This window comes from Streptomyces sp. NPDC097595 (genome assembly GCF_044761525.1).
In the GTDB taxonomy this organism is placed as follows: Bacteria; Actinomycetota; Actinomycetes; order Streptomycetales; family Streptomycetaceae; genus Streptomyces; species Streptomyces drozdowiczii_A.
In genome coordinates this window covers 355459-381036 of record NZ_JBIWCN010000003.1, presented here as the reverse complement: position 1 = coordinate 381036, position 25578 = coordinate 355459, and the positions used below count along the sequence as shown (strand labels likewise).

At 73.8% G+C, this 25578-nt stretch carries 17 protein-coding genes and 1 tRNA gene; 7 read left to right on the top strand and 11 right to left on the bottom strand.

Going from position 1 to position 25578, the window contains the following annotated elements; translation table 11 throughout:
- The first annotated feature begins 248 nt into the window (after nucleotides 1-248).
- The gene (locus tag ACIQZN_RS06590) at nucleotides 249-710 is read left to right on the top strand and encodes a MarR family winged helix-turn-helix transcriptional regulator (protein ID WP_403989176.1); all 462 of its coding nucleotides are present in this window, start codon (nucleotides 249-251) and stop codon (nucleotides 708-710) included.
- Between the two features lie 22 nt (nucleotides 711-732).
- Here ACIQZN_RS06590 and ACIQZN_RS06585 read toward each other — a convergent pair whose 3' ends face one another.
- Nucleotides 733-1842: an NAD(P)/FAD-dependent oxidoreductase gene (locus tag ACIQZN_RS06585; RefSeq protein WP_403988981.1), complete on the bottom strand. Its 1110-nt coding sequence runs from the start codon at nucleotides 1840-1842 to the stop codon at nucleotides 733-735.
- Between the two features lie 165 nt (nucleotides 1843-2007).
- Between ACIQZN_RS06585 and ACIQZN_RS06580 the strand changes: the two genes are divergently transcribed.
- The 5 genes from ACIQZN_RS06580 (at nucleotide 2008) to ACIQZN_RS06560 (ending at nucleotide 10762) form a co-directional block, all read left to right on the top strand.
- On the top strand, nucleotides 2008-2412 hold the full coding sequence (locus ACIQZN_RS06580; RefSeq protein WP_020207350.1) for a globin: 405 nt from the start codon (nucleotides 2008-2010) through the stop codon (nucleotides 2410-2412).
- Between the two features lie 172 nt (nucleotides 2413-2584).
- The gene (locus ACIQZN_RS06575; RefSeq protein WP_403988979.1) at nucleotides 2585-5908 is read left to right on the top strand and encodes an FtsX-like permease family protein; all 3324 of its coding nucleotides are present in this window, start codon (nucleotides 2585-2587) and stop codon (nucleotides 5906-5908) included.
- 1 nt (nucleotide 5909) lies between these two features.
- Entirely contained in the window at nucleotides 5910-8711 is a 2802-nt protein-coding gene (locus ACIQZN_RS06570) for an ABC transporter permease (RefSeq protein WP_403988977.1), read from the top strand.
- Nucleotides 8708-9670 (top strand): ABC transporter ATP-binding protein, encoded by a 963-nt coding sequence (locus ACIQZN_RS06565; protein WP_403988975.1) that lies wholly within the window; start codon nucleotides 8708-8710, stop codon nucleotides 9668-9670. Before ACIQZN_RS06570 ends, ACIQZN_RS06565 begins: the two co-directional genes overlap by 4 nt.
- Nucleotides 9671-9712: 42 nt before the next feature.
- The gene (locus tag ACIQZN_RS06560; protein WP_403988973.1) at nucleotides 9713-10762 is read left to right on the top strand and encodes a DUF2804 domain-containing protein; all 1050 of its coding nucleotides are present in this window, start codon (nucleotides 9713-9715) and stop codon (nucleotides 10760-10762) included.
- Between the two features lie 33 nt (nucleotides 10763-10795).
- Here ACIQZN_RS06560 and ACIQZN_RS06555 read toward each other — a convergent pair whose 3' ends face one another.
- From ACIQZN_RS06555 to ACIQZN_RS06525, 7 genes are all read right to left on the bottom strand, one after another.
- Nucleotides 10796-11479: a hypothetical protein gene (locus ACIQZN_RS06555; protein WP_403988971.1), complete on the bottom strand. Its 684-nt coding sequence runs from the start codon at nucleotides 11477-11479 to the stop codon at nucleotides 10796-10798.
- Nucleotides 11476-11898 carry a thioesterase family protein gene (locus tag ACIQZN_RS06550; RefSeq protein WP_026171908.1) on the bottom strand — a complete coding sequence of 141 codons (423 nt, stop codon included), beginning with the start codon at nucleotides 11896-11898 and terminating at the stop codon, nucleotides 11476-11478. The genes ACIQZN_RS06555 and ACIQZN_RS06550 overlap by 4 nt, the downstream gene beginning before the upstream one ends.
- A gap of 5 nt (nucleotides 11899-11903) precedes the next feature.
- Nucleotides 11904-13568 (bottom strand): energy-dependent translational throttle protein EttA, encoded by a 1665-nt coding sequence (ettA, locus tag ACIQZN_RS06545; protein ID WP_073863553.1) that lies wholly within the window; start codon nucleotides 13566-13568, stop codon nucleotides 11904-11906.
- 216 nt (nucleotides 13569-13784) lie between these two features.
- Entirely contained in the window at nucleotides 13785-15155 is a 1371-nt protein-coding gene (locus ACIQZN_RS06540; RefSeq protein WP_403988969.1) for a Cys-Gln thioester bond-forming surface protein, read from the bottom strand.
- A 304-nt stretch (nucleotides 15156-15459) separates the two neighbouring features.
- The gene (locus ACIQZN_RS06535) at nucleotides 15460-16071 is read right to left on the bottom strand and encodes a single-stranded DNA-binding protein (protein ID WP_403988967.1); all 612 of its coding nucleotides are present in this window, start codon (nucleotides 16069-16071) and stop codon (nucleotides 15460-15462) included.
- 100 nt (nucleotides 16072-16171) lie between these two features.
- Entirely contained in the window at nucleotides 16172-18121 is a 1950-nt protein-coding gene (locus tag ACIQZN_RS06530) for a GTPase (protein ID WP_403988965.1), read from the bottom strand.
- On the bottom strand, nucleotides 18118-19770 hold the full coding sequence (locus ACIQZN_RS06525; protein ID WP_403989174.1) for a dynamin family protein: 1653 nt from the start codon (nucleotides 19768-19770) through the stop codon (nucleotides 18118-18120). Before ACIQZN_RS06525 ends, ACIQZN_RS06530 begins: the two co-directional genes overlap by 4 nt.
- A 318-nt stretch (nucleotides 19771-20088) precedes the next feature.
- Between ACIQZN_RS06525 and ACIQZN_RS06520 the strand changes: the two genes are divergently transcribed.
- A tRNA-Arg gene (locus ACIQZN_RS06520) sits at nucleotides 20089-20161 on the top strand.
- 151 nt (nucleotides 20162-20312) lie between these two features.
- Here ACIQZN_RS06520 and ACIQZN_RS06515 read toward each other — a convergent pair.
- The 3 genes from ACIQZN_RS06515 to ACIQZN_RS06505 form a co-directional block, all read right to left on the bottom strand.
- On the bottom strand, nucleotides 20313-21869 hold the full coding sequence (locus ACIQZN_RS06515) for a von Willebrand factor type A domain-containing protein (protein ID WP_403988963.1): 1557 nt from the start codon (nucleotides 21867-21869) through the stop codon (nucleotides 20313-20315).
- Nucleotides 21870-22001: 132 nt separating this feature from the next.
- Complete coding sequence (locus ACIQZN_RS06510) at nucleotides 22002-22880, bottom strand: ABC transporter permease (protein WP_403988961.1); 879 nt, start codon at nucleotides 22878-22880, stop codon at nucleotides 22002-22004.
- Complete coding sequence (locus ACIQZN_RS06505; protein WP_403988959.1) at nucleotides 22877-25540, bottom strand: alpha/beta fold hydrolase; 2664 nt, start codon at nucleotides 25538-25540, stop codon at nucleotides 22877-22879. The genes ACIQZN_RS06510 and ACIQZN_RS06505 overlap by 4 nt, the downstream gene beginning before the upstream one ends.
- Nucleotides 25541-25578: the final 38 nt, after the last annotated feature.

The window sequence follows — 25578 nt, the reverse complement described above, 5'->3', positions numbered from 1 at the left end:
TTATGCTTCTCTTAGTGTTGCGTGGGTGGGGCGCCGCCCCCCCCCCCGCCGCCCCCGGGGGGCGCCCCCCCCCCCCCCCCCGCCCGCGCCCCCCCCCCCCCCCGGGGGGGGGGGGGGCGGGCCCCCCCCCCCCCCCCCCCCCCGCTTCCGCCTGCGGTAGTTCGTACCACGAATGTCCGGTCCGGACGGGTCGGTACCGCTCGCGCCTGTCATATTCTGTTCACATGCGAAAGGCCGACGAGGGGCAGATGGGGATCGCCACCGCATTGGTGCGCTCCGCATTCCTGGTGAATGCCGTGTACGCCGACTCCGGCCGCGAACACGGGATCACCGCCCAGCAGGGCCAGCTGCTCTGCGTGCTGATGGTGAAGCCGTACGGCATGCGCGAGCTGGGCACCGTCCTTGGTCTGGCGAAGTCCAGCCTCACCGGCCTCGTGGACCGAAGCGTGCAGCGGGGCCTGGTGCGCCGGGAGGCCGACCCGGAGGACGGGCGCGCGGTGCGGGTCGCCACGACCGAGGCCGGGAGCGAGCTCGCCGAGGTGTTCTACGCGGAGACCTGCCGGCGCGTCGAGGCCCTGGCGGAAGGGCTCGACGGGGCCGACCGCGAGCAGCTGACCGCACTCCTGGGCCGCCTGGTGCTGGAGAACAAGGTGCCCATGGTCTTCCGCGAGTCCTGCGAGAACGCCCCGGCGGCCACCCCCGGCTGCTGAGCCCCGCCCCGCCGCCGGGACCTCAGCGCGCGATGCCGAAGAGCTCCGCGAAGCGCCCGGTGAACAGGTCCTTGCCCTTGTACGCGCTGACCTGCTCGGCGGGCAGCAGTACAGGGCCGTCCGGCGAGGGCACCTGGCCCACCCCGCCGCCGGGCCCGAGCGGGAGCAGCGCGGACGGCACCGGGGACGGCAGATAGACGGCCGCCGGGTCCTCGCCGCGCACCTGGGCGAGGATGTTGGCCGCGACCACCTCGGCGTGCTTCATCGCGTACCCGGCCATCTTGGCCTCGGCCAGGTCGGTGAGGTCGCCGAGGGCGTAGATGTGCCGGTGCCCGGTGACGTTCAGCCGTTCGTCCACCGGCACCCGGCCCTGCGCGTCGCGCTCGGCGACCCGGCCGTCGGCGAGGTAGTCGCCGTTGGAGCGCACGCCGTAGCAGCGGAACCAGATGTCGGCCGCGATGCGCCCGCCGCCGTCGGTGGTCACCGTGAACGGGTCGAGCCGCCCGGGGACGGCCGCCGGTTCGCCGGTGAGCGCGGTGGAGAGCCGCAGCTCCACGCCGAGCGCGTCCAGCTGGCGCAGCAGCTCCTCGCGGAGCTCGGGCAGGAAGCCCGGCAGCAGCTCATCGGCGGGGTCGGTGATGACCACGTGCTTCTCGGGCCAGACCGCCTTGATCTCGCCGGAGAGTTCGATGCCGACCGGTCCGGCGCCGGTGATCAGGACCCGCCCGGCGCCGGCCAGCTCCTGGTGCGCCTCCTTTATCCGGGCCAGCGCGTCGCCCGCGAGGTCGGTGTCGGTCTTGGCCGGGAAGGGGTAGTCGGACCCGGAGGCGAGCACCAGGTAGTCGGCGACGACGCGTTCGCCGCCGGCCAGGGTGACCCCGCCGGGGTCCACGGCGACGGCCCGCTCGCGGCGGACGGTGCCGCGCTTCAGCAGGGTGTCGTACGGGAAGAAGATGTTCTCCGCCCAGTCGGGCTCGACCAGCGCCCGCAGGGAGCCCGCCGCGTGGACGAATGCGTCCTTCGGGTCGACCAGCACCACATCGGTTTCCTCGTCGAGCGCCTTCGCGACGGCGGAGCCGCCGTATCCGCCGCCGATGACGACGACGGTGCGATTCCCTGTTCCGTTTGCCATGCCGACTCCAACCATTGAATGGACACGTTTGAATGGACACGCCATTTCGTTCGTTACACGAACCATAGTAGTTCGCACAACGAACTGACAAGACGGAAAGGGCCTGAAGCGGAGAAGATCCCCCGGGCCCGGCCCGCCGCGCCGCACGTCTGCGACCATGGACGGGTGACTGAGATTCCGCGCGACACGGTGCAGGAGCTGACCTTCTACGAGCAGGTCGGCGGCGAGGAGACCTTCAGGCGCCTGGTGCACCGCTTCTACCAGGGCGTCGCCGAGGACCCGCTGCTGCGGCCGATGTACCCGGAGGAGGACCTCGGTCCTGCCGAGGAGCGGTTCGCACTGTTCCTCATGCAGTACTGGGGCGGGCCGCGCACCTACAGCGACCGGCGCGGGCACCCCCGGCTGCGGATGCGGCACGCGCCGTTCCGGGTGGACCGCGCCGCGCACGACGCCTGGCTGCACCACATGCGCGTCGCGCTGGACGAGCTGGGCCTCGCCCCGGAGCACGAGCGGCAGCTCTGGGACTACCTCACTTATGCGGCCGCCTCGATGGTGAACACCGACGGCTGACCGCCGGTCACGGACCGCCCACATCCGTGCGGAATCCGGCGCCCTGCGGCCGGATAGCGGTCACGAATGCATCAAGTTGTACCCGTAAGCGGTTTCCACGGGCACGGGCCGTCTGACAGCATCCAGACAACGCCGGGGGGCGCGCGTGCGGTGAGTGGTGACTGGGGGGCAAGTGACGGGGTTCGTCTTTCTGCGGGTGAGGGCGCACCGGCTCCTCCTCGCGGCGGCCGTGCTGGCCGTGCTCCTGACCACCTCGGTCCTGGCCGCGCTCACCGCGTTCTCCGGTTCCGTCGGCGACGCCGCGCTGCGCCACACGCTCACCCACCGCTCCGCCGTCCCCGCCTCGCTGGTGGTCTCCGCGCAGCTGGAGCCGGACGAGCGCCGGCCGGCCGACGCGGCGGCGCGCAAGGCCGCCCGGGAGACCTTCGACGGGCTCCCGGTGACCGTACGGAAGCTGGAGGCGTCCGGCCCGTACGCGCTGCCGCGCAGCCTCCAGGACCCGGCCGCCCGGCGCGGTGACCCCGACCTCACGCACTTCGCCTCGCTGGACCGCAGCCGCGTCCGCCTCACCGCCGGACGCATGCCCGCCGCCGGAGCGGGGAAGAGCGGCGCCCCCGTCGAGGTGGCCCTGCCCGCGGCCGCCGCCGAGGCGCTGTCGCTGAAGCCCGGCGCCCGGCTGAAGCTCTCCGACCGGCTGGGCGGCAAGCCGGTGGACGTGACGGTCACCGGGCTCTACAAGGCCGCCGACCAGGCCGACCCGTACTGGCAGCTGGACGAGCTCGGCGGGCGCGGCGTCCGCAAGGTCGTCTTCACCACGTACGGTCCCCTGCTCACCGACCCGGCCGTGCTCGGCTCGGGCCGGACCAGCTCGGGCGAGGTGTCCTGGCTGGCGTCCGCCGACTTCCGCTCGGTCACCACGGACCGGATGGCGGCGCTGCGCGACGCGGCGGCCGCCGGCCCGAAGAGGCTGCTGGCCGCCCCGGAGTTCAAGGACGGGGGCACCGCGCAGACCTCGCTGCCCACCGTCCTGGAACAGATCGACCGCGCCCTGCTCGTCTCCCGCTCGACGCTCACCATCGTGGCCGTGCAGCTCGTCCTGCTCGCCGGATACGCCCTGCTCCTCGTGGCCCGGCTGCTCAGCAGCGAGCGCGCGGGCGAGACCGAACTGCTGCGGGCGCGCGGGGGTTCGCGGGCCCGGATCACCGGGCTCGCGTCCGCCGAGGCGCTGCTCCTCGCGCTCCCGGCGGCGGTCGTCGCGCCCCTGCTCTCCGGCCCGCTGACCCGGCTCCTCGCGGACCGCAGCGAGCTCTCCCGGATCGGGCTCCGCCTGGACACCGGCGTCACCGGCCAGGTCTGGCTGGTCGCCGCCGTCACCGCGCTGGCCTGCGCGCTCGCGGTCGTGGCGCCCGCCCTGACCGCCGGCGGCGCGGGGCGGCGCACCACGCGGTCCGCCGCGCTGCCGGGCCCGGTGCGGGCGGGCGCCGACCTCGCGCTGCTGCTCGTCGCGGCGGTGGCGTACTGGCAGTTGGACCGGCAGACGAAGGGCTCGGGGAGCGGCGCGCTCAGCGGGGACCGGGCGGGCGGGCTCGGGATCGACCCGCTGCTGGTGGCCGCGCCCGCGCTGGCCCTGCTCGCCGGCACCGTACTGACGCTGCGTCTGCTGCCGCCCGCCGCCAGGCTCGCGGAGCGGCGCGCGTCCGGCGGGCGGGGGCTGGCGACCGCGCTGGCGGGCTGGCAGTTCAGCCGCCGGCCGCTGCGGGGGGCCGGGCCCGTGCTGCTGCTGGTCCTCTCGGTGGCGATGGGCATGCTGGCGATCGGCCAGAGCGCCTCGTGGAACCGCTCGCAGAGCGACCAGGCCGACTTCCGGTCCGGCGCCTCGGTGCGCATGACCGCCGGCGTCAACGCGGACCCGGCGAAGGCACCCGCGTACGGGCAGCTGCCGGGCGTACGCGAGGCGGCGCCCGCCTTCCGTACGACGGTGGACCTCTCCGGCGAGCGCACCGCCGAGATCCTGGCCCTGGACACCGCGCACGCCGACGAGCGGATGCTGATGCGGGAGGACCTCGGCAACGGCCCGGTGGCGGGGCTCTTCGACACGCTGACCCCGCCGAAGGCCGCCCGCGCCGGGCTGCCGCTGCCGGAGCACAGCACCCGGCTCCACTTCGACGTACGGATATCCGCCGAGGGCGCTCCCCGCGAGGTCTCGCCGTCCGGCATGACCGCCCGGGTCTCCGTCCTCCTGGAGGACCGCTACGGCCTGCCCTACCAGGTCGTCGCCGGGTCCGTCCCGGTCGACGGGAAGGCGCACCCGCTCTCCGTCGCCGTGGCGGCCGCCGGCGGGTTCGCCGTCACCGGGATCGAGCTGAGCGGCAAGCAGCCCGTGGACCGCGCGGAGTCGCACCGGCTGGCCGTGACCGCGCTGCGGACCACCGCCGACGACGGCACCGAGCACCCCGTCCCGGTCCCGGACGGCCTCCGCTGGCAGGGCGAACGGACCGAGGACTCCCTCGTGGAGGAGCCGAAGCCGGGCGTGCCGCTCACCCCGGCCGCGTCCGCCGCGACCCCCCTCGCCGTGGGCTACTCCACCGGATCGGTCACCGCCGAGGACGCGGCGTACGCGATCCCCACGATCGGCGTCCGGTTCACCGCGGCCCGGCCCAAGGCGCCGGCCCTGAACGCCGTGGCCACCGACGCGTACCTCAAGGCGACCGGTGCCAAGCCCGGCCAGAAGATCGACGTGACCCTGGCCGGCGAGACGGTCCGGGTGACGATCACCCGGACCGTGCACCGGCTGCCCACCACCGGCCCCGGCTCGGGCTCCTCCGCCGCGTCGGCCGAGTCCCAGCGCGCCAGGGACGGCGGGGCGCTCCTGCTGGACCTGCGCGCCCTCGGCGAGGTCTTCGCCACCCGCCCGACCGCCCGGCTGACCGCCACGGAGTGGTGGCTGAGCACCGAACCCGGCCGGACGGCGGAGGTGGCCGCCGCGCTGCGCGCGCTGCCCGACACCGACCCCGTCCAGGTCCAGGTGCGCGACGAGATCGCCGACGAGCTGGTCACCGACCCGCTGGGGGCGGGCCCGCAGTCCGCGCTGCTCGCCGTCGCGGTGATCGCCGCCGCGCTGGCCGCCGTCGGCTTCGCGGTGGCCGCGGTCGGCTCGCAGCGGGAACGTTCCGCCGAGTTCGCCGTGCTCCGGGCGCTGGGCACCCCGCGCCGCCAGCTGGCCCGGATGACCGCCGCCGAGCAGGGCGTCCTGATCGCGATCGGGCTGCTGGTCGGGGCGCTGCTCGGGGCGCTGCTGACCCGGGCGGTCGTGCCGTTGATCGTGCTGACCGGACAGGCCGCCCAGCCGGTGCCGCCGGTCCTGGTGCAGCTGCCGCCCGGCCAGGTCGCCGCCCTGCTGGCCGGAGTCGCCGCCCTGCCCCTGCTCATCGTCGCCGCTCTGACCCTGCGCCGCTCCGACCCCGCGACCTCGCTGCGCACCCAGGGGGACAACTGACATGAGTGCCCGCCCCGCCACCGCCTGCGCCCCCTGGGTACGCACCCGGCTGCGCACCGCGCCCGGCGCGTCCCTCGCGTTCGCCCTGCTGGTGCTGGTGACCGCCTTCCTGGCCGCCGCCTTCCCCCGGTCCGTGGAGCGCTACGAGGGCCAGGGGCTGCGCCACGAGCTCGGCACCGTCGAACCCAGGCATGGCGTCCTGGAGGTGAGCGGCCCGCAGCCCGGCCTCGAACTGCCCGTGTCCGCCCGCGAGAACGCGGTGCGCGGTGCCGAGATGGGCGCCGTCCAGCGCGGCATCCTGCGCACGCTGCCCGCCCCGCTACGGGCCGACGCCGCCCAGTCCGCGTACGGGGTCCGTACGTCGAAGACGATCTCGGCGACGGAGGCGTGGTTCCCCCGTCCCTACGGTCTCGACCCCGAACTCACGTACGTCTCCTGGTCCGGTCTCGCCGACCACGGCACCCTGCTCGCGGGCGCCTGGCCGAAGGTCCACGGCCAGGTGACCATGCGGACCCGCGAGGTCGAGGCGGCCGTCACCGAGGCGACCGCGAAGGCCCTGCACATCGAGGCGGGCGCGACCGTCGCGGTCCCGACCCGGGACGGCGGGACGCTGACCGTACGCGTCACCGGCATCGTCGCCCCGAAGCGGCCCGAGGCGTCCTACTGGTCGTCCGACGAGCTGCTGCGCACCCCGTCCCTGGTCCCCGCCCCCAGCAAGGGCGCGCCCCTGTTCTTCTGGACGGCCGCCCTGCTTCTGCCGCCGGACGCCGCACCCGCCCTGCTCGCCACCACGGGGCAGCCCGAGGTCCACTGGCAGTTCGCGCCGGAGAGCTCCGGCCTGACCACCCGCGACGTGCCCCGGCTGCGGACGGCGATCGCGTCACTGGAGAGCGGTCCCGGGCTGCTCGCCGTCCGCGAACGCGCCGGAGACACGGTCTCCGTCTCCACCGGCCTCGACGAGGTCCTGACCTCGTACGAGGGGATGCGCGGGGCGATCGAACCGGTGGTCACGGTCGCCGCGGTCGGTATCGGAGCCGTCGCAGCCGTCGTCCTCCTCATGACGGGTGGCCTGATCGCGGGCCGCCGGGACGCCGAACTGGCTCTGCTGCGGGCCCGGGGCGCCTCCCTCACCGGCATCGGGGGCCGGCTGCTCGCCGAGACCGCGGTGACGGCCGTTCCCGCCGGCGCGCTGGGGCTGCTCCTCGCGGTCCTGACGGTGGGCGAGGCGCGGCTGTGGCCGGCCGCCGTGGGCGCGGGCGCGGTCGTCGCGCTGGTCTGCGCCGCGCTCCCGCTGCGCACGGCCCTGCTGCACCGCAGGCACCGGGCGCACGGCGCCCGGGACGACCTCGCGACCGCCCGCCCGTCCCGGCGGCGCACCGTCGCCGAACTGACCCTGCTCGTGCTGGCCCTGGGCGCCGTCGTCGCGCTGCGCAGGCGCGGGACGGACAGCGCGGGCGGCGCCGACCTGCTGGTCAGCGCCGCGCCCGTGCTGGTCGCGCTGGTCGCCGCGGTGGTCCTGGTCCGGCTCTACCCGTTGCCGCTGCGGCTCGCGCTGCGCTTCGCGTCCCGGCTGCGCGGCGCGGTGGGCTTCCTGTCGCTGGCCAGGGCCGGCCGCTCGTCCGCCGCCGGCACCCTGCCCCTGCTCGCCCTGCTGGCCGCCCTGACGACGGCGGCGTTCGGCGGCTCGGTGCTCGCCGGGGTCGCCGAGGCCAGGGACGACGCGGCCACGCTCGCGACCGGTGCCGACGCCCGGATCAGCGGCCAGGGGGACGCCCTGCCCCCGCTGCCCGCCGGCCTGATCCGAGCAGCCGGGAAGGCGCCCGGCGTCAGCGCGGTCGTCAGGGTCCAGGTCGAGTACGGCGTCGCACTGCCGCCCACGGCGACCGGCGTCGCGGACCCCAAGGGCGCCACGCTGATCGGCGTAGACCCGGAGATGTACGCCGAGCTGGCCCGTACCGTGGGCCTCGGCGCCTTCCCCGCGGACCGGCTGAAGGCCACCGGCGCCCGGCCCGTGGAGGGGAAGCAGGCCTCCGAGGAACGGGTCCTGCCCGCGATCGCCTCACCGTCCGTCGCCGGCCGGCTCGGTGACCGGCCGCGCGATCTGCGTTCGGTGGCCGGCCACTTCAAGGTGCGGCTGGCGGGCACGGTGACGCGGACACCCGCCGTGAGCGACTCCTCCTTCCTCATCGTGGACGCGTCGGCCCTCACCAACCGGCACACCACCACGCTGCTGCTCACCGGCGGCCACCTGGACGCCGAGGCGCTGCGGGCCGCCGCCGACAAGGCAGGCGGCCAGTTCTCCGTACAGCTGCGCTCCGAGGCGCGCGCCTCGTACGTCGACACCCCGATGCAGAGCGGCGCCGAGCGGATCTATCTCACGGCGGTCGCGGCCGGCGCGGGATACGCCCTGCTCGTCGTCCTCCTCTCGCTGCTGCAGACCGCTCCGGAGCGCTCCACACTGTTGGCCCGTCTGCGCACCATGGGCCTGACCTCCCGACAGGGCGGGCGGCTCCTCGGCTTCGAGGCCATGCCGCAGGCGCTCCTCGCCGCCGTGGGCGGGCTGCTCGTCGGCCGGGCCACCATCGCGCTGCTCGCACCGGGCATCGACCTGGTGCACCTCGCGCTCTCGACCGGCCCCGGCTCCGGTCTACTGGCCACCGCTCCGCTGAGGACCGACCCGTGGTCCCTGGTCCTGCCGGCGCTGGGCGTGATCGTCCTCGCCGCCGCGGTCGCCGGGGTGCAGGCGTGGTGGGCCGGCCGCCGCGGATCGATCACCGAACTCAGGGCAGGAGACTCCCGATGACGACGCCGTCGACCGATTCCACGCTGGCGGAGCTCGAACAGCGGGCCACCGCCCGGCGCGACCGCCCCTCCTACGGCCATGACGCGCTGATCGCCTGCGACCGGCTGGTGCGCATCTTCACCACGGACGGGGTGGAGGTGCAGGCGCTCCAGGGCCTCGATCTGCTGGTGGAGGAGGGCGAGTTGCTGGCGCTGGTCGGCGCGTCCGGCAGCGGCAAGTCGACGCTGATGAACATCCTGGCGGGCTTGGACGAGCCGACGGCCGGGGCGGCGAAGGTGGCGGGCTGCGACCTGCTGTCCATGGGGCAGAAGGAGCGCCTCCGCTACCGCCGGGACGTGGTCGGCTTCGTCTGGCAGCAGACCGGCCGCAATCTGCTGCCGTATCTCACGGCGATCCAGAACGTCACCCTGCCCATGCAGCTGCGCGGCCGGGGCCGCAACCGCGAACGGACCGCGCGTGCCGAGGCGTTGCTGAAGATGCTGGAGGTCGAGGAATGCCGCGACCGGCGCCCTCGGCAGATGTCGGGCGGCCAGCAGCAGCGGGTGGCCATCGCCGTCTCGCTCGCCAACTCCCCCTCGGTGCTGCTCGCCGACGAGCCGACCGGCGAACTCGACTCGGCCACCGGCGAACAGGTCTTCGCCGCGTTCCGCCGCGCCAACGAGGAGCTGGGCACGACGATCGTGATCGTCACCCACGACCAGGCGGTCGCCAGTGAGGTGCGCCGTACGGTCGCGATCCGCGACGGCCGCACGTCCTTCGAGGTGCTGCGCCGCACCGAGGTCGACGCGGCGACCGGCCAGGAGTCCCAGGTCGCCCGCGAGTACGCGATGCTCGACCGCGCGGGACGGCTGCAACTGCCCGCCGATTACACCGAGGCGCTGGGCATGGAGCACCGGGTGATGCTGGAGCTGGAGCAGGACCACATCGGGGTGTGGCCGGACGGCCCGAAGGGCGGATGACCGGCCCCGGAAGGCCGTGTGACCGGCCGTTAGGATCCGGCCATGACGACGTTCGAACGCGAGATCACCGAGCCGGTCGACCTGTGCCTGCCCGACGGCCGCCTCGACCCGGCGGCGGTCGGCTGGTCGCGGACCCCGCTGCACCGCGCCAATCTGCGCGGCTGGGGCCGGACGAAGCGCTGGGAGTACTGGTGCGTGACGACGCCCACCCATCTGGTGGCGCTGACCGTCAGCGATCTGGACTTCCTCGCCCTGAACAGCGTCTATCTGCTGGAGTACGCGCCCGGCGGCCTTGAGCTGGAACGTACGGCGATCCTCCCCGGCGGCCTCGGCGCCCGCCTCCCCGACACGGTGGCCGGCTCCCCCGGCGCCCCGGACGTGGTGACGGGCCCGGCGCGCCCGACCGGCGGCAAGGTGCGCGTGGAGATCCGCGACGAGCCCGGCGGCACCCGGCTGCGGGCCCGCTGTCTGACCCCGGAGCGGGTGCCGGTGGAGGTGGACCTGCTGGTCGCCCGGCCGGCGGACCACGAATCGCTCTCCGTCGTCGTGCCGTGGGACAGCCGCCGCTTCCAGTACACCTCCAAGCAGACCGCGCTGCCCGCCTCCGGCCGGGTCAGGGTGGGCGGCGAGTTCCTGGACTTCGACGGGGACGACACCTGGGCCGTCCTGGACCACGGCCGGGGCCGCTGGCCGCGTACGGTCCGCTGGAACTGGGGCGCCGCGTCCGGCCGCACCGACGGGCACACCCTGGGCGTCCAGCTCGGCGGGCAGTGGACGCTGGGCACCGGCTCCACGGAGAACGCGCTCTGCGTGGACGGCCGGCTCAGCAAGATCGGCGAGGAGCTGGACTGGCGCTGGTCGCCCTCGGACCCGCTCGCCCCGTGGACGGTCCGCACCCCGCTGACCGGGCAGGTCGACCTGACGTTCACCCCGTTCCACAACCGCCGCGTCCGCACCGAGGCGGGGGCGCTGGCCAACCGCACCGACCAGTGTTTCGGCCACTACGACGGCACGGTCCGCGCGGACGACGGGACACGGATCGCGGTGGAGCGCCTGCTGGGGTGGGCGGAGGACGTGCGGATGCGGTGGTGAGCGGGGCGGGCTTTACGGCGTAAAGGCGCGGCTTCAGCCGGTTACGGAGACCGCGAGGTTGCCCAGGCCGCCCGCCGCACCGGCCCGGCGCAGGGCGACGGAGCCGTACGGGGTGCGCAGGCGCAGCCAGCTGCCGGCCGCCAGGAGGGCGACCGGGAAGGCGGGGTCGGCGCGCAGGAAGCCGAGGGACTGGGCGGCGTGCACCGCGCGCAGCGGGAGTTCGGTGCTCGCGAGGGTGCGCGACCAGATGTCGTGGCCGATGCGGTCCCGCTCGGCGCGGGTGCGCCGATCCTCGGGCAGGGCCTCGTCACGGACCCGGAATTCGGTGACGGCGGCGGTGAGCGCGGCGCGCAGGGCGACCGGGCCGGGCAGCCCGGACCGCTCCCGCCAGCCGCCGCGCGGGGGGAGGACACCGGCCCAGGGCGGCCCGGTGACCGGGGCGGGCAGAGCGGCTTCCAGCCCTTCGTTCGGCAGCGTCTCCAACAGGTCGCCGGCCGACACCGTGACGTCGAAGCCGTGCGCGTCGGCGAGCCGGGCCGTGCGGATGGCCAGCACGTCGAAGGACGGGGGCCTGCCGAACACGGCGAGCGCGCCGCCGCCCGCCTGGAGGCGGACGGCGGCGGCACGGTCGTAGTGGAGCAGCCGCCCGAGGAAGGCGCCGAGATCGGCGGCCTCCCTCGCGTCGGCGAACCGCAGCGACTGTACGGACACGGTCATACCGCGGCGGGCTCCTCGGCCAGATACTCCTGGAGGAACCGCTTCTCCTCCGGGGAGATGCGCCGGGGGCGTTCGGCGGCCAGGTCGTACGGCACGACGACGGTCGAGGCGCGTACGTAGACCTGGTCCGGGTCCTTGATCTCGTAGGCGATCGTCAGGGACGCGGCGCCTATCTTCGTGACCCAGGACTCGACGGTCACCGGCCGGTGCCGGTGGACCAGGGGCCGCACGTAGTCGATCTCGTGCCGCGCCACGACGGAGCCGCCCGCGAAGGACGGCGAGCCGTCCCCGGGCGCCAGCCGGAACATGAAGTCGATCCGCGCCTCCTCCAGATAGCGGAGGAAGACCACGTTGTTGACGTGGCCGAAGGCGTCCATGTCCGACCAGCGCAGCGGGCAGCTGTAGATGTGACGAGCCAAGACGATCAGCCTCGCGTGAGCTTCTTGTACGTGGCGCGGTGCGGGCGGGCCGCGTCCGGGCCGAGGCGGTCGATCTTGTTCTTCTCGTACGACTCGAAGTTGCCCTCGAACCAGTACCACTTGGAGTCGCCCTCGTACGCCAGGATGTGCGTGGCGACGCGGTCCAGGAACCAGCGGTCGTGGGAGATGACCACGGCCGCGCCCGGGAACTCCAGCAGGGCGTTCTCCAGCGAGGACAGGGTCTCGACGTCGAGGTCGTTGGTGGGCTCGTCGAGGAGCAGCAGGTTGCCGCCCTCCTTGAGCGTCAGCGCCAGGTTGAGGCGGTTGCGCTCACCACCGGAGAGGACCCCGGCCGGCTTCTGCTGGTCCGGGCCCTTGAAGCCGAAGGCGGAGACGTACGCCCGCGAGGGCATCTCGACCTGGCCGACGTTGATGTAGTCCAGCTCGTCCGAGACGACGGCCCAGAGGGTCTTCTTCGGGTCGATGTTGGCGCGGGACTGGTCGACGTAGCTGATCTTGACCGTGTCGCCGACCTTGATGGAGCCGCTGTCCGGCGTCTCCAGGCCCTGGATCATCTTGAACAGCGTGGTCTTGCCGGCGCCGTTCGGGCCGATGATGCCGACGATGCCGTTGCGCGGGAGCGTGAACGACAGGTCTTCGACGAGGACCTTGTCGCCGAACGCCTTCGAGAGGTTCTCGACCTCGACCACGATGGAACCGAGGCGCGGCCCCGGCGGGATCTGGATCTCCTCGAAGTCCAGCTTCCGCATCTTGTCCGCCTCGGCGGCCATCTCCTCGTAACGGGCGAGACGGGCCTTGGACTTGGTCTGGCGCCCCTTGGCGTTGGACCGCACCCACTCCAGCTCTTCCTTGAGCCGCTTCTGGCGCTTCTCGTCCTTGCGGCCCTCGACCTTGAGGCGGGTGGCCTTCTTCTCCAGGTACGTGGAGTAGTTGCCCTCGTAGGGGATGGCGCGGCCGCGGTCGAGTTCGAGGATCCACTCGGCGACGTTGTTCAGGAAGTACCGGTCGTGGGTGACGGCGACCACGGCGCCCGCGTACTTCGAGAGGTGCTGCTCCAGCCAGTTCACCGACTCGGCGTCGAGGTGGTTGGTGGGCTCGTCGAGGAGCAGCAGGTCGGGCGCCTCGATGAGGAGCTTGCAGAGGGCGACGCGGCGCTTCTCGCCACCGGAGAGGTTGACGACGGGCCAGTCGCCGGGCGGGCAGCCCAGGGCGTCCATGGCCTGCTCCAGCTGGGCGTCCAGGTCCCACGCGTTGGCGTGGTCCAGGTCCTCCTGGAGCTTGCCCATCTCGTCCATGAGCGCGTCGGAGTAGTCGGTCGCCATGAGCTCGGCGACCTCGTTGAAGCGCTTGAGCTTGCCCATGATCTCGGCGGCGCCGTCCTGGACGTTCTCCAGAACCGTCTTCGCCTCGTCGAGGTGGGGCTCCTGCATGAGGATGCCGACGCTGAAGCCGGGCGACAGGAACGCGTCACCGTTGGACGGCTGCTCCAGGCCCGCCATGATCTTCAGCACCGTGGACTTACCGGCACCGTTGGGACCCACCACACCGATCTTCGCGCCGGGCAGGAAGCTCAGCGTCACGTCGTCAAGGATGACCTTGTCGCCGTGCGCCTTGCGTGTCTTGCGCATCGTGTAGATGTACTCAGCCAAGAGAAACCGTCCGGCAATCGATGAGTGGGCAGATACACCCCATCTTGCCTGACGGCCGCCTCTTGACGGAAACCGGTCCGGTGCGCGATACGCGCGGTCCCGGGTCTCGGTACGCGTGGGGCGGGTGGGGTGGTGGGGCGGGGGTACGCGAAGGCCCCGGCGGGCCGAAGCCCGCCGGGGCCTTGATCAGTGCGTGTGACGGTGTGCTACCGCTGGTCACTCACTGGCGGTGCGGCCCTTGCGGCGAAGGAGCACGACCGCGCCGCCGCCGACGACGACCAGGGCGATGGCGATGCCCGCGATCATCGGGGTGGCGCTGGAGCTGCCGGTCTCGGCGAGGTTGGTGTCGTCGCCGCCCGTGCTGCCGCCGGCCGTGGCCGTGGTCGTGGTGGGCTTGTCGCCACCGGTCTGGGTGTCGGTGCCACCGGTGCTGCTGCCCCCGGTGCCGCTGCTGGTGGTCTTGCAGTCCAGGACGCCCTTGAAGGTCTTGGAGAAGCCGCCCGGGCCGGTGACAGTGACGTCGTACGCCTGGTCCTCGGCGACGGGCACGGTGACGGTCACGGTCTTGCCGGCCTCGACGGTGTTCTGCTTGCCGTCGAGCTCGAAGGTGAACGCCTCGTCGCCCTGGTTGCCGACGGTGATGTCGACGCCGCCCTTGTCGCAGTTCTTCTCGGCGGTGGCCGTCGGGATCGGACCCTTCTTGGCCCAGCCGGCGGTGGCGGTCGCGGAGACCGTCGACTCGCTGGAGCCGGCCAGGATCTGGGTCTGGCTCTTGGTGACCCCGGCGAAGGCGCGGCCGACCGGGACGGAGGTGGCGGCCTGGACGGTCAGCGAGGCGGTGCCCTCGTCGGAGCCTGCGGGAACGTCGAAGTAGAGCTGGTCGCCGTCGGACGCCGTGGTGACGGGCTTGCCCGCCTTGTCGGTGACCTTCACGCCGCTGGCGAGGTCCGCCGGCGGGGTCACCGTGGCCTGGCCGGCGTTGGTGCGGACGGTGACCGGGCCGAGGCGCTCACCGGAGCGGCCGGAGACCGCGACCGGGTCGAGTGCCAGGGACGCCTTGGGCTCGGCGATGACGGTGGCGGAACTCTCCAGCCAGTCCGCGAGCTTCTCCGCCTGCTCGTCCTGGGCGGTCACGTCGACGTGGTCGGAGAACCGCCAGATCGCGACCTGGGTGCCGGCCGCCGCGGTCTTCTCGGTGAGCGCGCCGGTGCCGGCCGCCTTGGCGAGCGCGGAGAGGTCGTTCACCTGCGGGTAGGAGTGCTGCAGGATCCAGAGGATCTTGCCGGCGTCCTTGTTGCTGCCGAGCGAGGTCTGGTCCCAGGGAGTCTCCAGGTACTTCGCCTGGTCCTGGGTGTGGTTGTGGATGTCGATGCAGTACGTCTTGAGCGTGCCGCCGCCGTCGACGTTCATCTCGAACAGGCCGGCGGACACCTTGTCCTGCTTGCCGTCGGCGTGGACGTAGGCGGTGTCATAGGTCTTGAGGCCGTCCAGCACGGCGGTGGCCCCGCCCTGGTGCGCGGGCACCTCGTCGGCCGTCGCGGTGCCGGCGCCGATGAGGGCTCCGGCCACGACCAGGCCGGACGCCATCGCGGAAGCGGTCAGCCGGGCTATGCGCCCGCGCCGTGCGGTCGGGGCCGTCGCCCTGGATGACGAAGCGGTCGCTGAAGAAGCAGAAAACACTTATTTCCCCTCCGGGCGAGACCCTCGCGCCCGGTACGCGTGTGGGGATTGTCCCGCCTGCTACTCAAGTGCCTTGTGAGTACGGGGAGATCCTATGGAGCGAGCCATGAACAGTCCCCCGTCATACCATCCGACAACCATTCCGAATCGCAATCGTTATCCCGAACGCCTCGCGCCCCGTTGCGACCACCCGCCCCGGCGCGCCCGGTCGTCACGCGGTCACCAGATCGGAGTCGGGCTTCCGGGGCGCCGCACCGCCCTTCTGACGCACCGTCCGCCGCCGTGCGGGCCGCTCCCGCACCGGCACCTCCTCCGGCGCCTCCTCCGACGGCTCCGCGCCGCCCGCCGGTCCACCACCCTCCACCGGCTCCCCGCCCGGCTGTTCCGGCGCCTCCCGCACCGCCCACGGATCGGCCCCCGCCGTGACCGGCGCCGGACCGTACCTCGATGTCAGCCCCGGCTCGCCCCTGACCACCCGGCGGAACGCGGCGGTGCCCCGGGTCAGATCATGGCCCACCGCCACCGCCTCGATGTCCACGAAGGTCCGGCGCTGCCCCTCCAACTCCTCCTCGCGCACCTTCAGCCTGCCGTGCACCACCAGTGGCTCCCCCACCGCGACCGAGCCCGTCAGATTCGCGGCCAGAGTGCGCCACGCCCACACGGTGTAGAAGCTCGTGTGCCCGTCGGCCCAGACCTCCTTCACCCGGTCCCACCGCCGGGGCGTCACCGCGAACCTGAACCGGGCCATGGCCCCGCTCGCCGTCTCCCGGAACTCCACCGCCGTCGCCGCGTTGCCCACCAGCGTCACCAGGGTCTCGTTCATGACTCCGCCTCCCCTTCGCCCGGATCCCGTGGCCGCGCCGTACGCGCGGTCACCGGTCCCATGCTGAAGGGGAGGCGGAAATCCTGCCGAGGGCTGTGGACTAACGGCCCGTTGTGGAAAACTCCGTCACCGCCACATAGCGTTCCCGCACTTCGCGATAGCGCATCAGCTCCGCCGCGACCGGGTCGAGCACCCGGGCCCGCCCGCAGGCCGCCGCCGCCTCGCGCAACCGCCGTTCGGCCTCCTGCCCGTACCGCCGGGCGGGCCCCCGGGCCGCCGCCGCGCACGACCACTCGACGAGCGGGCCGCCCACGATGCCCGCGAGCATCACCAGGGCGGGCGTCAGCAGCCCCGGCTCCAGCACCCCGATGATCTGGCCGGCCAGCCACAGGCCCCCGAAGATCTGCAACAACGTCATCGCGACCTGCGCCAGCACCGCCGCCGGCCACCACGCCGGCCGCGGCGGCCTCCCGGCGGCCCGACCGCCCCGGCTCTCACCCGCGCCCCCGCCCGCCGAGCCTCCCGCAGGCTCCGAAGCCGTCGCGCACACCACACCGCCGCCCGCGCCCCGCGCGGCCGCCTCGCCGCCCGCCACGCGCCCCGCCAGTTCGTCCAGCGCGTCCGGCAGCCCCTGCGCCCCGTGCACCGCGGCCTCCCGCACCGCCTGCGCCCAGGGCCCTGGCAGTCCGGCGGCGGCGTCGTCCGCGACCGTGCGCACGGCCTGCTCCACGCGCTGGCGTGCGGTGAGCCGTTCCTCGGGCGGGGCGGCGAGCGGGACCCGGTCCCGGCTGCCGGGCTGCCGCGTGGCCTCGTACCAGCGCCACAGCCGCAGCCACGGCGTGCCGCAGGCCCGTCCGGCGTTGCGGCGCCACTCGCGTTCGGCCGCCTGCCCCGCCGCCGCCGCGCCCACGGCCTCCGCGAGCCGGTCCGCGAACTCCTCCCGGGCCCGCTCCCCCAGACCCGGCCGCCCCTCGGCGACGTACACCGGGCGGAGCCTGGCCGCCGCCGCGTCCACATCGGCGGACAGGCGGCGGGTCGCGGCCGTGCGGTCCTGGACGAACCGGCCCAGCAGCTCGCGCAGTTCGCCGACGCCCTCGCCGGTCAGGGCGGACAGCGGCAGGACGGTCGCGCCGGGCTCGCCGTGCTCGCCGAGGGCCATGCCGTCCTCGTCCAGCAGCCGGCGCAGGTCGTCCAGGACCTGGTCGGCGGCCTCGCCCGGGAGCCGGTCGATCTGGTTGAGCACGACGAAGGTGACCTCGGCGTGGCCGGCGAGCGGGCGCAGGTAGCGCTCGTGCAGGGCGGCGTCCGCGTATTTCTCCGGGTCCACCACCCAGATCACCGCGTCGACCAGCGCGAGCACCCGGTCCACCTGGTCGCGGTGGCCCTTCGCCGCCGAGTCGTGGTCGGGCAGGTCGACCAGGACCAGGCCCTGGAGCGCCTCGTCGGCCGCCGCGCCCGGCGCCGGCCTGCGCCGGAGCCTGCCGGGCACGGCGAGGCGGTCCAGCAGTCCGGCGGCCCCGTCGGTCCAGGAGCAGGCGAGCGGGGACGAGGTGGTGGGGCGGCGCAGGCCGGTCTCGGAGAGCTGGGCGCCGGCGAGCGCGTTGAAGAGCGCCGACTTCCCGCTGCCGCTCGCCCCGGCGATGGCGACGACGGTGTGCCGGGAGGAGAGCCGCTGCCGGGCCGCCGCCTCGTCCAGCACCCGGCCCGCCTCGGCGAGCGCGGCCCGGTCCAGGCGGGCCCGGGAGAGGCCGACGAGCTCGCGCAGGGCGTCCAGGCGCGGCCGGAGCGGGCTGCCGGAGTCCACGTACGCCTCGACCTGCGGCCGTCCGTCGTCCTCTTCCTCCTCGGGGGCCTCGTCGGGGGCCTGTTCGACCTCCTTGCGGCCGGCCTGCGCGCGCCGGGCGATCAGCCCGTCGTCCCAGCCGGTGCCGGAGCGGGAGGCGTCGGAACGGGATGTGTCGGCACGGGAGGCGTCGGAGGTGTCGGAGGTGTCGGACAGCTGCTCCCCGGTCCCGCCCTGCCCCGGATTCTCGTCAGTGACGGCAGTCATCGCTGCCACCTCTCCTTCTGCAGTAGGGACAGCGCGGCGATGAGTTCGGCCTGTGGCTCGGGGGCCACGTCGAGGGCGTCCAGGGGGGCGAGCCGCCGGTCGCGCTCGCCGTTCAGCACGTGGTCGAGGCAGTTGGTGAGGAGCGCGCCGCCCTTGTCGCGCAGCCGCAGCGCACCCTGCGCCCCCATGCGTTCGGCGAGCTGTTCGCCGGCGGTGCGGGCGCGGCGTCCGCCGAGCAGGGCGGCGGCCAGCAGGGCGGCGACGGTCTCGGGGTCCGGGGCGGTGTTGCGCTCCATCAGGCGCAGCTCCTCCTCGGCCAGTTCTTCGAGGATGCGGCGCCATCTGCGTACGGTCATGTCGATCCGGCCCCGGATGTCCTCGGCCGGTCCCCAGCCGCCCTCCTCGCGGCCCGCCGCCTCGAAGGCGAAGGCCGAGGCAGCGGGCTCCTTGCGCCAGACGGCGCGGATCTGCTCGTCGGCGGCGGCGACGCCGCACTCCAGGAGCGCGGCCAGGCTCTCGACCAGGGCGTCGAGCACTTCCTCGGAGCTGCTGTACGTGGGGTAGCCGCGCCACCTGGTCCGGGCGTCGCCGGCGAGCGCGCCGCCGTTCTTCAGCCTGCGCCGGAGGCGGGCGCCCTCCTTCCCGTACGCCTCCTCGACCACACCCGTGAGCCGTACGGAGGCGGCGTACTGGGCGGCGACGGCGCCGGCGAGCGCGGGCATCCGGACGTCCAGGGAGTCGATGACCCCGGCGGCCGTCCGGCCGACGGCCTGCTGGCGGGCGGCGGGGTCCTGGGCGCGGTGCGCGAGCCAGGCGCGGAGCGGGGCGACGGCGGTGGTGGGCAGGAGGCCCCTGCCGCCGCCCGCCGATTCGGGCAGCTCGGGGATGGTGAAGCGGGGCACCTCGCCGAGGCCGGCCTTGGTGAGCAGGGCCCCGTACTGGCGGGAGACCTCGGCGATCACCTGGTGCGGGACCCGGTCGAGGACGGTGACGAGCGAGGCGTTGTACTCCTTGGCGGTACGCAGCAGATGCCAGGGCACGGCGTCGGCGTACCGGGAGGCCGTCGTGACCATGACCCAGATGTCGGCGGCGCAGATGAGTTCGGCGGCCAGGACCCGGTTGCGGACGACGAGGGAGTCGATGTCGGGGGCGTCCAGCAGGGCGAGCCCGCGCGGCAGCCCGGGCGCGGTCTCGACGCGCAGCGCGGTGCCCTCCTCGGCCGCGTGGCCGTCGGGTCCGTCGAGGTCGTCGCACTGGCCGGGCTCGGCGTACTCCTCGGGCGGCAGCCAGACCCGGGTGAGCTGCGGCAGCACCCGTACGCCCGCGAACCAGTGCTGGTCGTCCGGGTGGCAGACCAGGACGGGCGTGCGGGTGGTGGGCCGCAGCACCCCGGCCTCGCTGACCCGGCGCCCCACCAGGGAATTGACGAGCGTCGACTTGCCGGCGCCGGTCGACCCGCCGATGACGGCGAGCAGGGGCGCCTCGGGGTCCTTGAGCCGGGGCAGCAGGTAGTCGTCGAGCTGGGCGAGCAGCTCGGTCCTGGTCTGCCTGGCGCGCGGGGCCCCTGGGAGCGGGAGTGGGAGACGCACGGCGGCGACACAGTCGCGCAGGGCGGAGAGTGCGTCGATGAGCTGAGGCCGTACGTCCAAGGTCACCACATGCGAAGAATGCCCAATTTTGGCGCCTTTTTGAAGCGTATAGCCACCTCTGCGCGCCGGTTCCCCCGTCCGGACAGAGGGGATGAGTGGGGCGCAGGCATAACGAGTGCACAACACCCGTGGCGTGAAGCGCCAAAAGCGGTGCGTGATCCGGGCCTACCTGCGATTATCGTCTCGCTTCACCGAACCTCCACATCGTGCCACGCAGGTGAAGCAACGAGGTCGAGCCGATAGGAGCCCTATCCTTGTCCCGGCAAGGTCACGGACCGCCCGGGTCCCGGGGCTCCTGACCACCGCAGCCACCACCCGGCCCCCGTAGCTCAGTGGATAGAGCAGGTGCCTTCTAAGCACTTGGCCGCAGGTTCGAGTCCTGCCGGGGGCGCATCGGCCCCAGCCGCCCGCGCCGGACCTCCCCCCGAGGGAGGTCCCTTTTTTTCGCGGGGCACAGCACGCTAGCGCGGTCCGTGTAGTGACGGCGTAAACACCGCCGGAGCCCCGGGGGGAGCGCGCCGTCCCCCCGGGGCTCCTCCCCGTCAGTCCATCTCGCCCTCTCCCGTGTCCTCCACCGGGTACCGGTCGCCCTTCAGCCGGTCCGCGCGGGTGATCGCGTCGGCCAGCTTCGTGACCGAGGCGTCCTCGGTCGTCGTGGCCAGCTTCTCGGCCCGGTCGGCGAGTTCGCCGAGGCCCGGGGTGCCGGGCAGGTCGGCGCCGCACAGGTCCTCCGCGAAGTAGGCGGCCACCGCCGCCACCTGGAGGCGGGTGCTCCGGCCGCCCCAGAGCTTGCCGGTGATCGCCCCGGTCGCCACGGAACCGGTCTCCTCGTGCGGCGTGCGGGTCTTCGGGTCGAGCCAGCGCACGGTCGCGGTGGCGACATGGCCGGAGGCGCCGTCGCGCAGCCGCACCCTGTACAGGGCGGTGACGGTGTGGCCGGGGCCGACCTCGCCGCCGTCCACGGTGTCGTCGCGGAAGTCGTCGTCGGCGACCTTGCGGTCCTCGTAGCCGATCAGCTTGAACTTCTCGACGGTCTTCGGGTCGAAGGCGACCTGCGCCTTGGCGTCCCGGGCGGTCAGTTCGAGGTGGGCGGGGAGCTGGTCCACGAAGACCTTGCGGGCCTGTTCCTCGTCGGCGATGTACGTGGTGTGGCCGTCGCCCCTGTTGGTCAGCTGCTCCATGAACGCGTCGCCGTAGTCGCTGCCGACGCCCACGCCGAAGAGGGTGATGCCGTACTCGCGGCGGGCCGAGTCGATCCGTTCGAGGATGTCGTCCGCCTCGGTGTCGCCGGTGTTGGCCAGCGCGTCGGAGAGCAGGACGACCCGGTTGTTCACCCCCTTGCGGCGGCCTTCGACCGCTTCCTCGTAACCGCGCTCGATGCCCGCCCCGACATTGGTGGAGGCGGCGGTTTCCAGCGAGTCGACCGCGTCGCGGATCTTGCTCCGGTGGCCGCTCAGCCGGGTCATCGGCAGGACGGTCTCCGCGTCGTCGCTGAAGGTGACCAGGCTGATCGAGTCGTCGTCGCGGAGTTCGTCCGTGAGGATGCCCAGCGAGGTCTTGACCAGGCCGAGCCGGTCGGGCGAGTTCATCGAGCCGGAGACGTCCACCACGAAGGTGAGCGCCGCCGGGGGCCGTTCGGCGGTGGAGGGCGCGGCCTTGGTGGCCAGGCCGACCCGGACCAGCGACCAGTCGCCGTCCTCGCCGGCGGCCCGGGCCCCGTCGACGGAGACCGAGAAGCCGTTGCCCTCGGGGCGGTGGTAGCCCTGGCGGAAGCTGTTGACGAACTCCTCGGGCCGCACGGTCTCCGCTCCGGGCAGCCGGCCTTCGGCGAGGGTGCGGCGGGCGTAGCCGTACGAGGCGGTGTCGACGTCCAGCGCGAAGGTGGAGAGGTAATCGGGCCGGGGGGTCTCCTTCAGCCGGTCCGCCTCACCCCCCTCCTTCGCCCCGCCCGTGTAGGCGGGCGCGGGCGCCCCCGCGCGCCGCTGGTCGGACGTCGCCTTGCCGCCGCCGCTGTCCGTCCCCGTGCAGCCGGTGAGCAGCACGCCCGTCGCGAGCAACAGCCCTACTGCGCCTCGGTACTTCCGTGTGCGGTGTTCCATCCCGTACCCCCTGTGTCGTCACGTCAGCACTTGTGAATGTGACGTGCGAGCGGGCGGTCCGGACCGGACGAAAGCGTTGCGGAACGATCTCGATGCGGCAACGACGAGCGCGAAACCGGCGGAATGTCAAGGTCAGGACACGATGTCCTTACGGCTGAACCCTCGGAACGCGAAAGCGAGCAGGATCAGGGCATACGTCACCGATACGGCCGCGCCCTTCGCCATGCCGCCCCACTCGATGGTGGGCTGGAGCGCGTCCGCCCAGGCGAACTGCCAGTGCGCGGGCAGGAAGTCGCGCCAGGAGCCGAGCGCGGTGACGGCGTCGAGCACATTGCCGACGATGGTCAGGCCGACCGCCCCGCCCACCGCGCCCAGCGGGGCGTCCGTCTTCGTCGACAGCCAGAACGCGAGCCCGGCGGTCACCAGTTGCGACACGAAGATGAACGCGACGACGAGCGCGAGGCGCGGCACCGCGTCCCCGGCCGACAGCGCTCCCCCGGTCGGCAGCTGGAGCGGTCCCCAGCCATAGGCCGCCGCTCCGGCCGCGAGCGCGACGAGCGGCAGCAGCACCATCGCGGCGAGGCTGAAGCCCAGCGCGACGACGAGCTTGCTCCACAGCAGCCTGGCCCGGGGCACGGGCGCGGCCAGCAGATAGCGCAGCGAGGACCAGCTCGCCTCGGAGGCCACGGTGTCGCCGCAGAACAGCGCGACCGGGACGACGAGCAGGAAGCCCGCCGAGACGAACAGGCAGGTCGCGGCGAAGTTCGCGGCGGACGCGGTCGCCGTGTCCATCAGCGTGATCCGGTCGGCGCCGCCGGGGCCGCCGTCCGGGGTGCCGCCGATCGCGAACGCGATGATCAGGATGAACGGCAGCGCGGCCAGCACCCCGCCCATCAGCAGGGTCCGGCGCCGGCGCAGCTGCCGGACCGCCTCGACGCGCAGCGGGAGGGTGTGGCGGGCGCGGTAGCCGGGCGCCTCGGGGGCCTCGGGGAGGCCGGCTGCGGTGCTCATGCGGAGCCTCCGGAGATCAGGGTGAGGAAGGCGTCCTCCAGGCGGCGGTGCGGGCCGACGCCCGTCAGCGGCACGTCGAGGCGGACCAGCTCGGCGATCAGCTCCGGGGAGCTCGCCCCGTCGAGCCGGACGAGGAGCCCGTGGCCGTCGTCGGTGCGGACGGCGGAGCCGATGCCCGGCAGGGCGGCGACCTTCTCCACGAGGGGTTCGGTGAGCGGGTCGGCGGCGGTGACCAGGAGCATGTCGCCGGAGCCGGTGATCTCGGCGACGGGGCCCGCCTGGACGAGCCGGCCCCGGTCCATGACGACCAGATGCGTGCAGGACTGCTCCACCTCGGACAGGAGGTGGCTGGAGACGATCACGGTGCGGCCGCCGGCCGCGTACCGGATCATCACGTCCCGCATCTCGCGGATCTGCGGCGGGTCGAGACCGTTGGTCGGCTCGTCCAGGATGAGCAGGTCCGGCATGCCGAGCATGGCCTGGGCGATGGCGAGCCGCTGCCGCATGCCCTGCGAGTACGTGCGCACGGCGCGGGCCAGGGCGTCGCCGAGCCCGGCGATCTCCAGCGCCTCGTCGATGCGCGCGTCCTCGTCGGGGCGGCCGGTGGCCTTCCAGTACAGCTCCAGGTTGGCGCGCCCGGACAGGTGCGGCAGGAACCCCGCGCCCTCCACGAAGCAGCCGACCCGGGACAGCACGGGCGCGCCGGGGCGGATGGCCCGCCCGAAGACCCGGATCTCGCCGTCGTCGGGGGTGATGAGCCCCATGAGCATGCGCAGGGTGGTGGTCTTCCCGGCGCCGTTGGGCCCGAGCAGGCCGAGCACCTGCCCCTTCTCGACGCGGAAGGACAGGTCGCGCACGGCGTACCTGTCGGCCGACTTGGCGTACTTCTTGGACAGGCCGGTGATCTGGAGCGGTACGTCGGCGAGCGCGGGATCGGGTGCGGGCGTCGCGGTACGGCGCCGGGCGGTGAGCAGCAGGGCTGCGGCGATCACGAGGGCGGCGGCCGGCAGTCCCCAGGTCCACCAGGGCAGTGCGGCCGAGGCGGTCTTCAGGCCGGGCGCGGTGGGAAGCGCGAGGGCCCCGTCGAGGGAGACGGTGTACGTGGCGGGCTCGGCCGGGGACGCGTAGCCGAGGTCGGTCGCGGCGAGGACGAGGCGGAGGCGGTGGCCCGCGTCGAATTCGTGGTCGACGGCGGGCAGGGTCAGCTCGATCGGCTTGCCCTGCTGCTCCGGCGTGATCCGGTACGGCGCGACGAGCTGGGCGGGCAGCACCTGCCGCTTCCCGTCCGGCGCCACGTCGTACACCTTGCCGAACAGGACCGCGTCGCCGTGGTCGGCCTTCACCGTCACTCGGACCGTGGGGGCGCCGGTGACGCGGCGGGCGGTGGGCAGCGGGGCGGAGTCGAAGCGGGCGTACTGGCCGGGGAAGTCGAGGGCGAGGCCGCCGACGCCGAGGGAGGAGAGCTGGGCGAGCGAGCCGCCGACGCCGGGTACGGCGGAGATCGACGGCGGGTTGGCCCCCGCGGGGTTGCTGATCTTCTGGGTGCGCCCGCGCAGTTCGACGGCCTCGGGTCCGCTGTGCAGGCCCGGGTACGTGTCGCTGGTGGCGCCCCGGGTGAGGGCGGCGCCGTCCGTGGAGTCGATGCCGCCGGTCCGGGTGACGCGGAAGGCGGGGCCGGTGTCGGCGCCCTCTTCCCCCTTCAGGTAGCGGTCGAACCAGCCGGCGATCCTCTTCTGTACCCGGCCGGTCTCCATGTCGCCCCCGTCGTGCCCGCCGGCCGCCCAGTCGACGGAGACGGGGGCACCGTTGGCGGCGATGGCCTTCGCCATGGCGTCGGCCTGGCCGAGCGGGAACAGGGAGTCGGTCTGGCCCTGCACGATGAGCGCGGGGGCCTTGATGCGGTCGGCGACGGCGCTCGGGGAACGCTTCGTGAGCAGGTCGCGGGCGGCGGCGTCCGGCTTGCCGCTGACGGCGACCCGTTCGTACAGGTCGCACAGCTCCTTCTCGAAGTTGGCGCAGCCGCCGCCGGAGTTGACGAAGATCCCGGCCCAGAGTTTCTTGAACACGCCGTCCGGGAAGAGCGCGTCGGCGAGGTTCCAGTAGGTGATCTGCGGGGCGATGGCGTCGACGCGGTGGTCGTACCCGGCGGCGAGCAGCGAGACCGCGCCGCCGTAGGACGCCCCGGTGATGCCGACGCGGGGATCGCCCTTGGCGTCGAGCCGGACCTCGGGGCGGCCGGCGAGCCAGTCGATCAGCCCGGACACGTCCTTGACCTCGCGGTCGGGCGCGTTCAGCCCGATCCTGCCGCCGGACTTGCCGAAGCCGCGCGCGGACCAGGTGAGGACGGCGTATCCGTCGCGGGCCAGCTGCTCGGCCTGCGCCCGGGTCTCCGCCTTGCTGCCGCCGAATCCGTGGCCGATGAGCACGGCGGGCCGGCGCCCGTCGCCCCCGGCCGTGAAGTACGAGGTGTCGAGGGAGACCCCGTCGACGCGCATCATCCGGTCCTGGCGGTGCACGGCGGGGCCGCTGTCGTCGGCAACGGCCGTCCAGGTGCCCGCACCGGCGAGCACGAGGAGCGCGGCACCGGCCGCCGCCCACCGGCCTCGGGTGCGGGGCAGCAGGCGCCGCCACCGGGACGTACGCGCAACAGGGGAGTCCATGCGTACGACCCTATGCGGCCCGCCACCCCGTCCCACCT

What these genes read in the sequence shown, in the direction of transcription:
- ACIQZN_RS06565 (WP_403988975.1), top strand. Translation starts at nt 8,708, where the DNA reads ATGACGACGCCGTCGACCGATTCCACGCTGGCGGAGCTCGAACAGCGG.
- ACIQZN_RS06505 (WP_403988959.1), bottom strand. Translation starts at nt 25,540, where the DNA reads ATGGACTCCCCTGTTGCGCGTACGTCCCGGTGGCGGCGCCTGCTGCCC.
- ACIQZN_RS06570 (WP_403988977.1), top strand. Translation starts at nt 5,910, where the DNA reads ATGAGTGCCCGCCCCGCCACCGCCTGCGCCCCCTGGGTACGCACCCGG.
- ACIQZN_RS06540 (WP_403988969.1), bottom strand. Translation starts at nt 15,155, where the DNA reads ATGGCGTCCGGCCTGGTCGTGGCCGGAGCCCTCATCGGCGCCGGCACC.
- ACIQZN_RS06510 (WP_403988961.1), bottom strand. Translation starts at nt 22,880, where the DNA reads ATGAGCACCGCAGCCGGCCTCCCCGAGGCCCCCGAGGCGCCCGGCTAC.
- ACIQZN_RS06530 (WP_403988965.1), bottom strand. Translation starts at nt 18,121, where the DNA reads ATGACTGCCGTCACTGACGAGAATCCGGGGCAGGGCGGGACCGGGGAG.
- ACIQZN_RS06590 (WP_403989176.1), top strand. Translation starts at nt 249, where the DNA reads ATGGGGATCGCCACCGCATTGGTGCGCTCCGCATTCCTGGTGAATGCC.
- ACIQZN_RS06585 (WP_403988981.1), bottom strand. Translation starts at nt 1,842, where the DNA reads ATGGCAAACGGAACAGGGAATCGCACCGTCGTCGTCATCGGCGGCGGA.
- ACIQZN_RS06535 (WP_403988967.1), bottom strand. Translation starts at nt 16,071, where the DNA reads ATGAACGAGACCCTGGTGACGCTGGTGGGCAACGCGGCGACGGCGGTG.
- ACIQZN_RS06555 (WP_403988971.1), bottom strand. Translation starts at nt 11,479, where the DNA reads ATGACCGTGTCCGTACAGTCGCTGCGGTTCGCCGACGCGAGGGAGGCC.
- ACIQZN_RS06515 (WP_403988963.1), bottom strand. Translation starts at nt 21,869, where the DNA reads ATGGAACACCGCACACGGAAGTACCGAGGCGCAGTAGGGCTGTTGCTC.
- ACIQZN_RS06560 (WP_403988973.1), top strand. Translation starts at nt 9,713, where the DNA reads ATGACGACGTTCGAACGCGAGATCACCGAGCCGGTCGACCTGTGCCTG.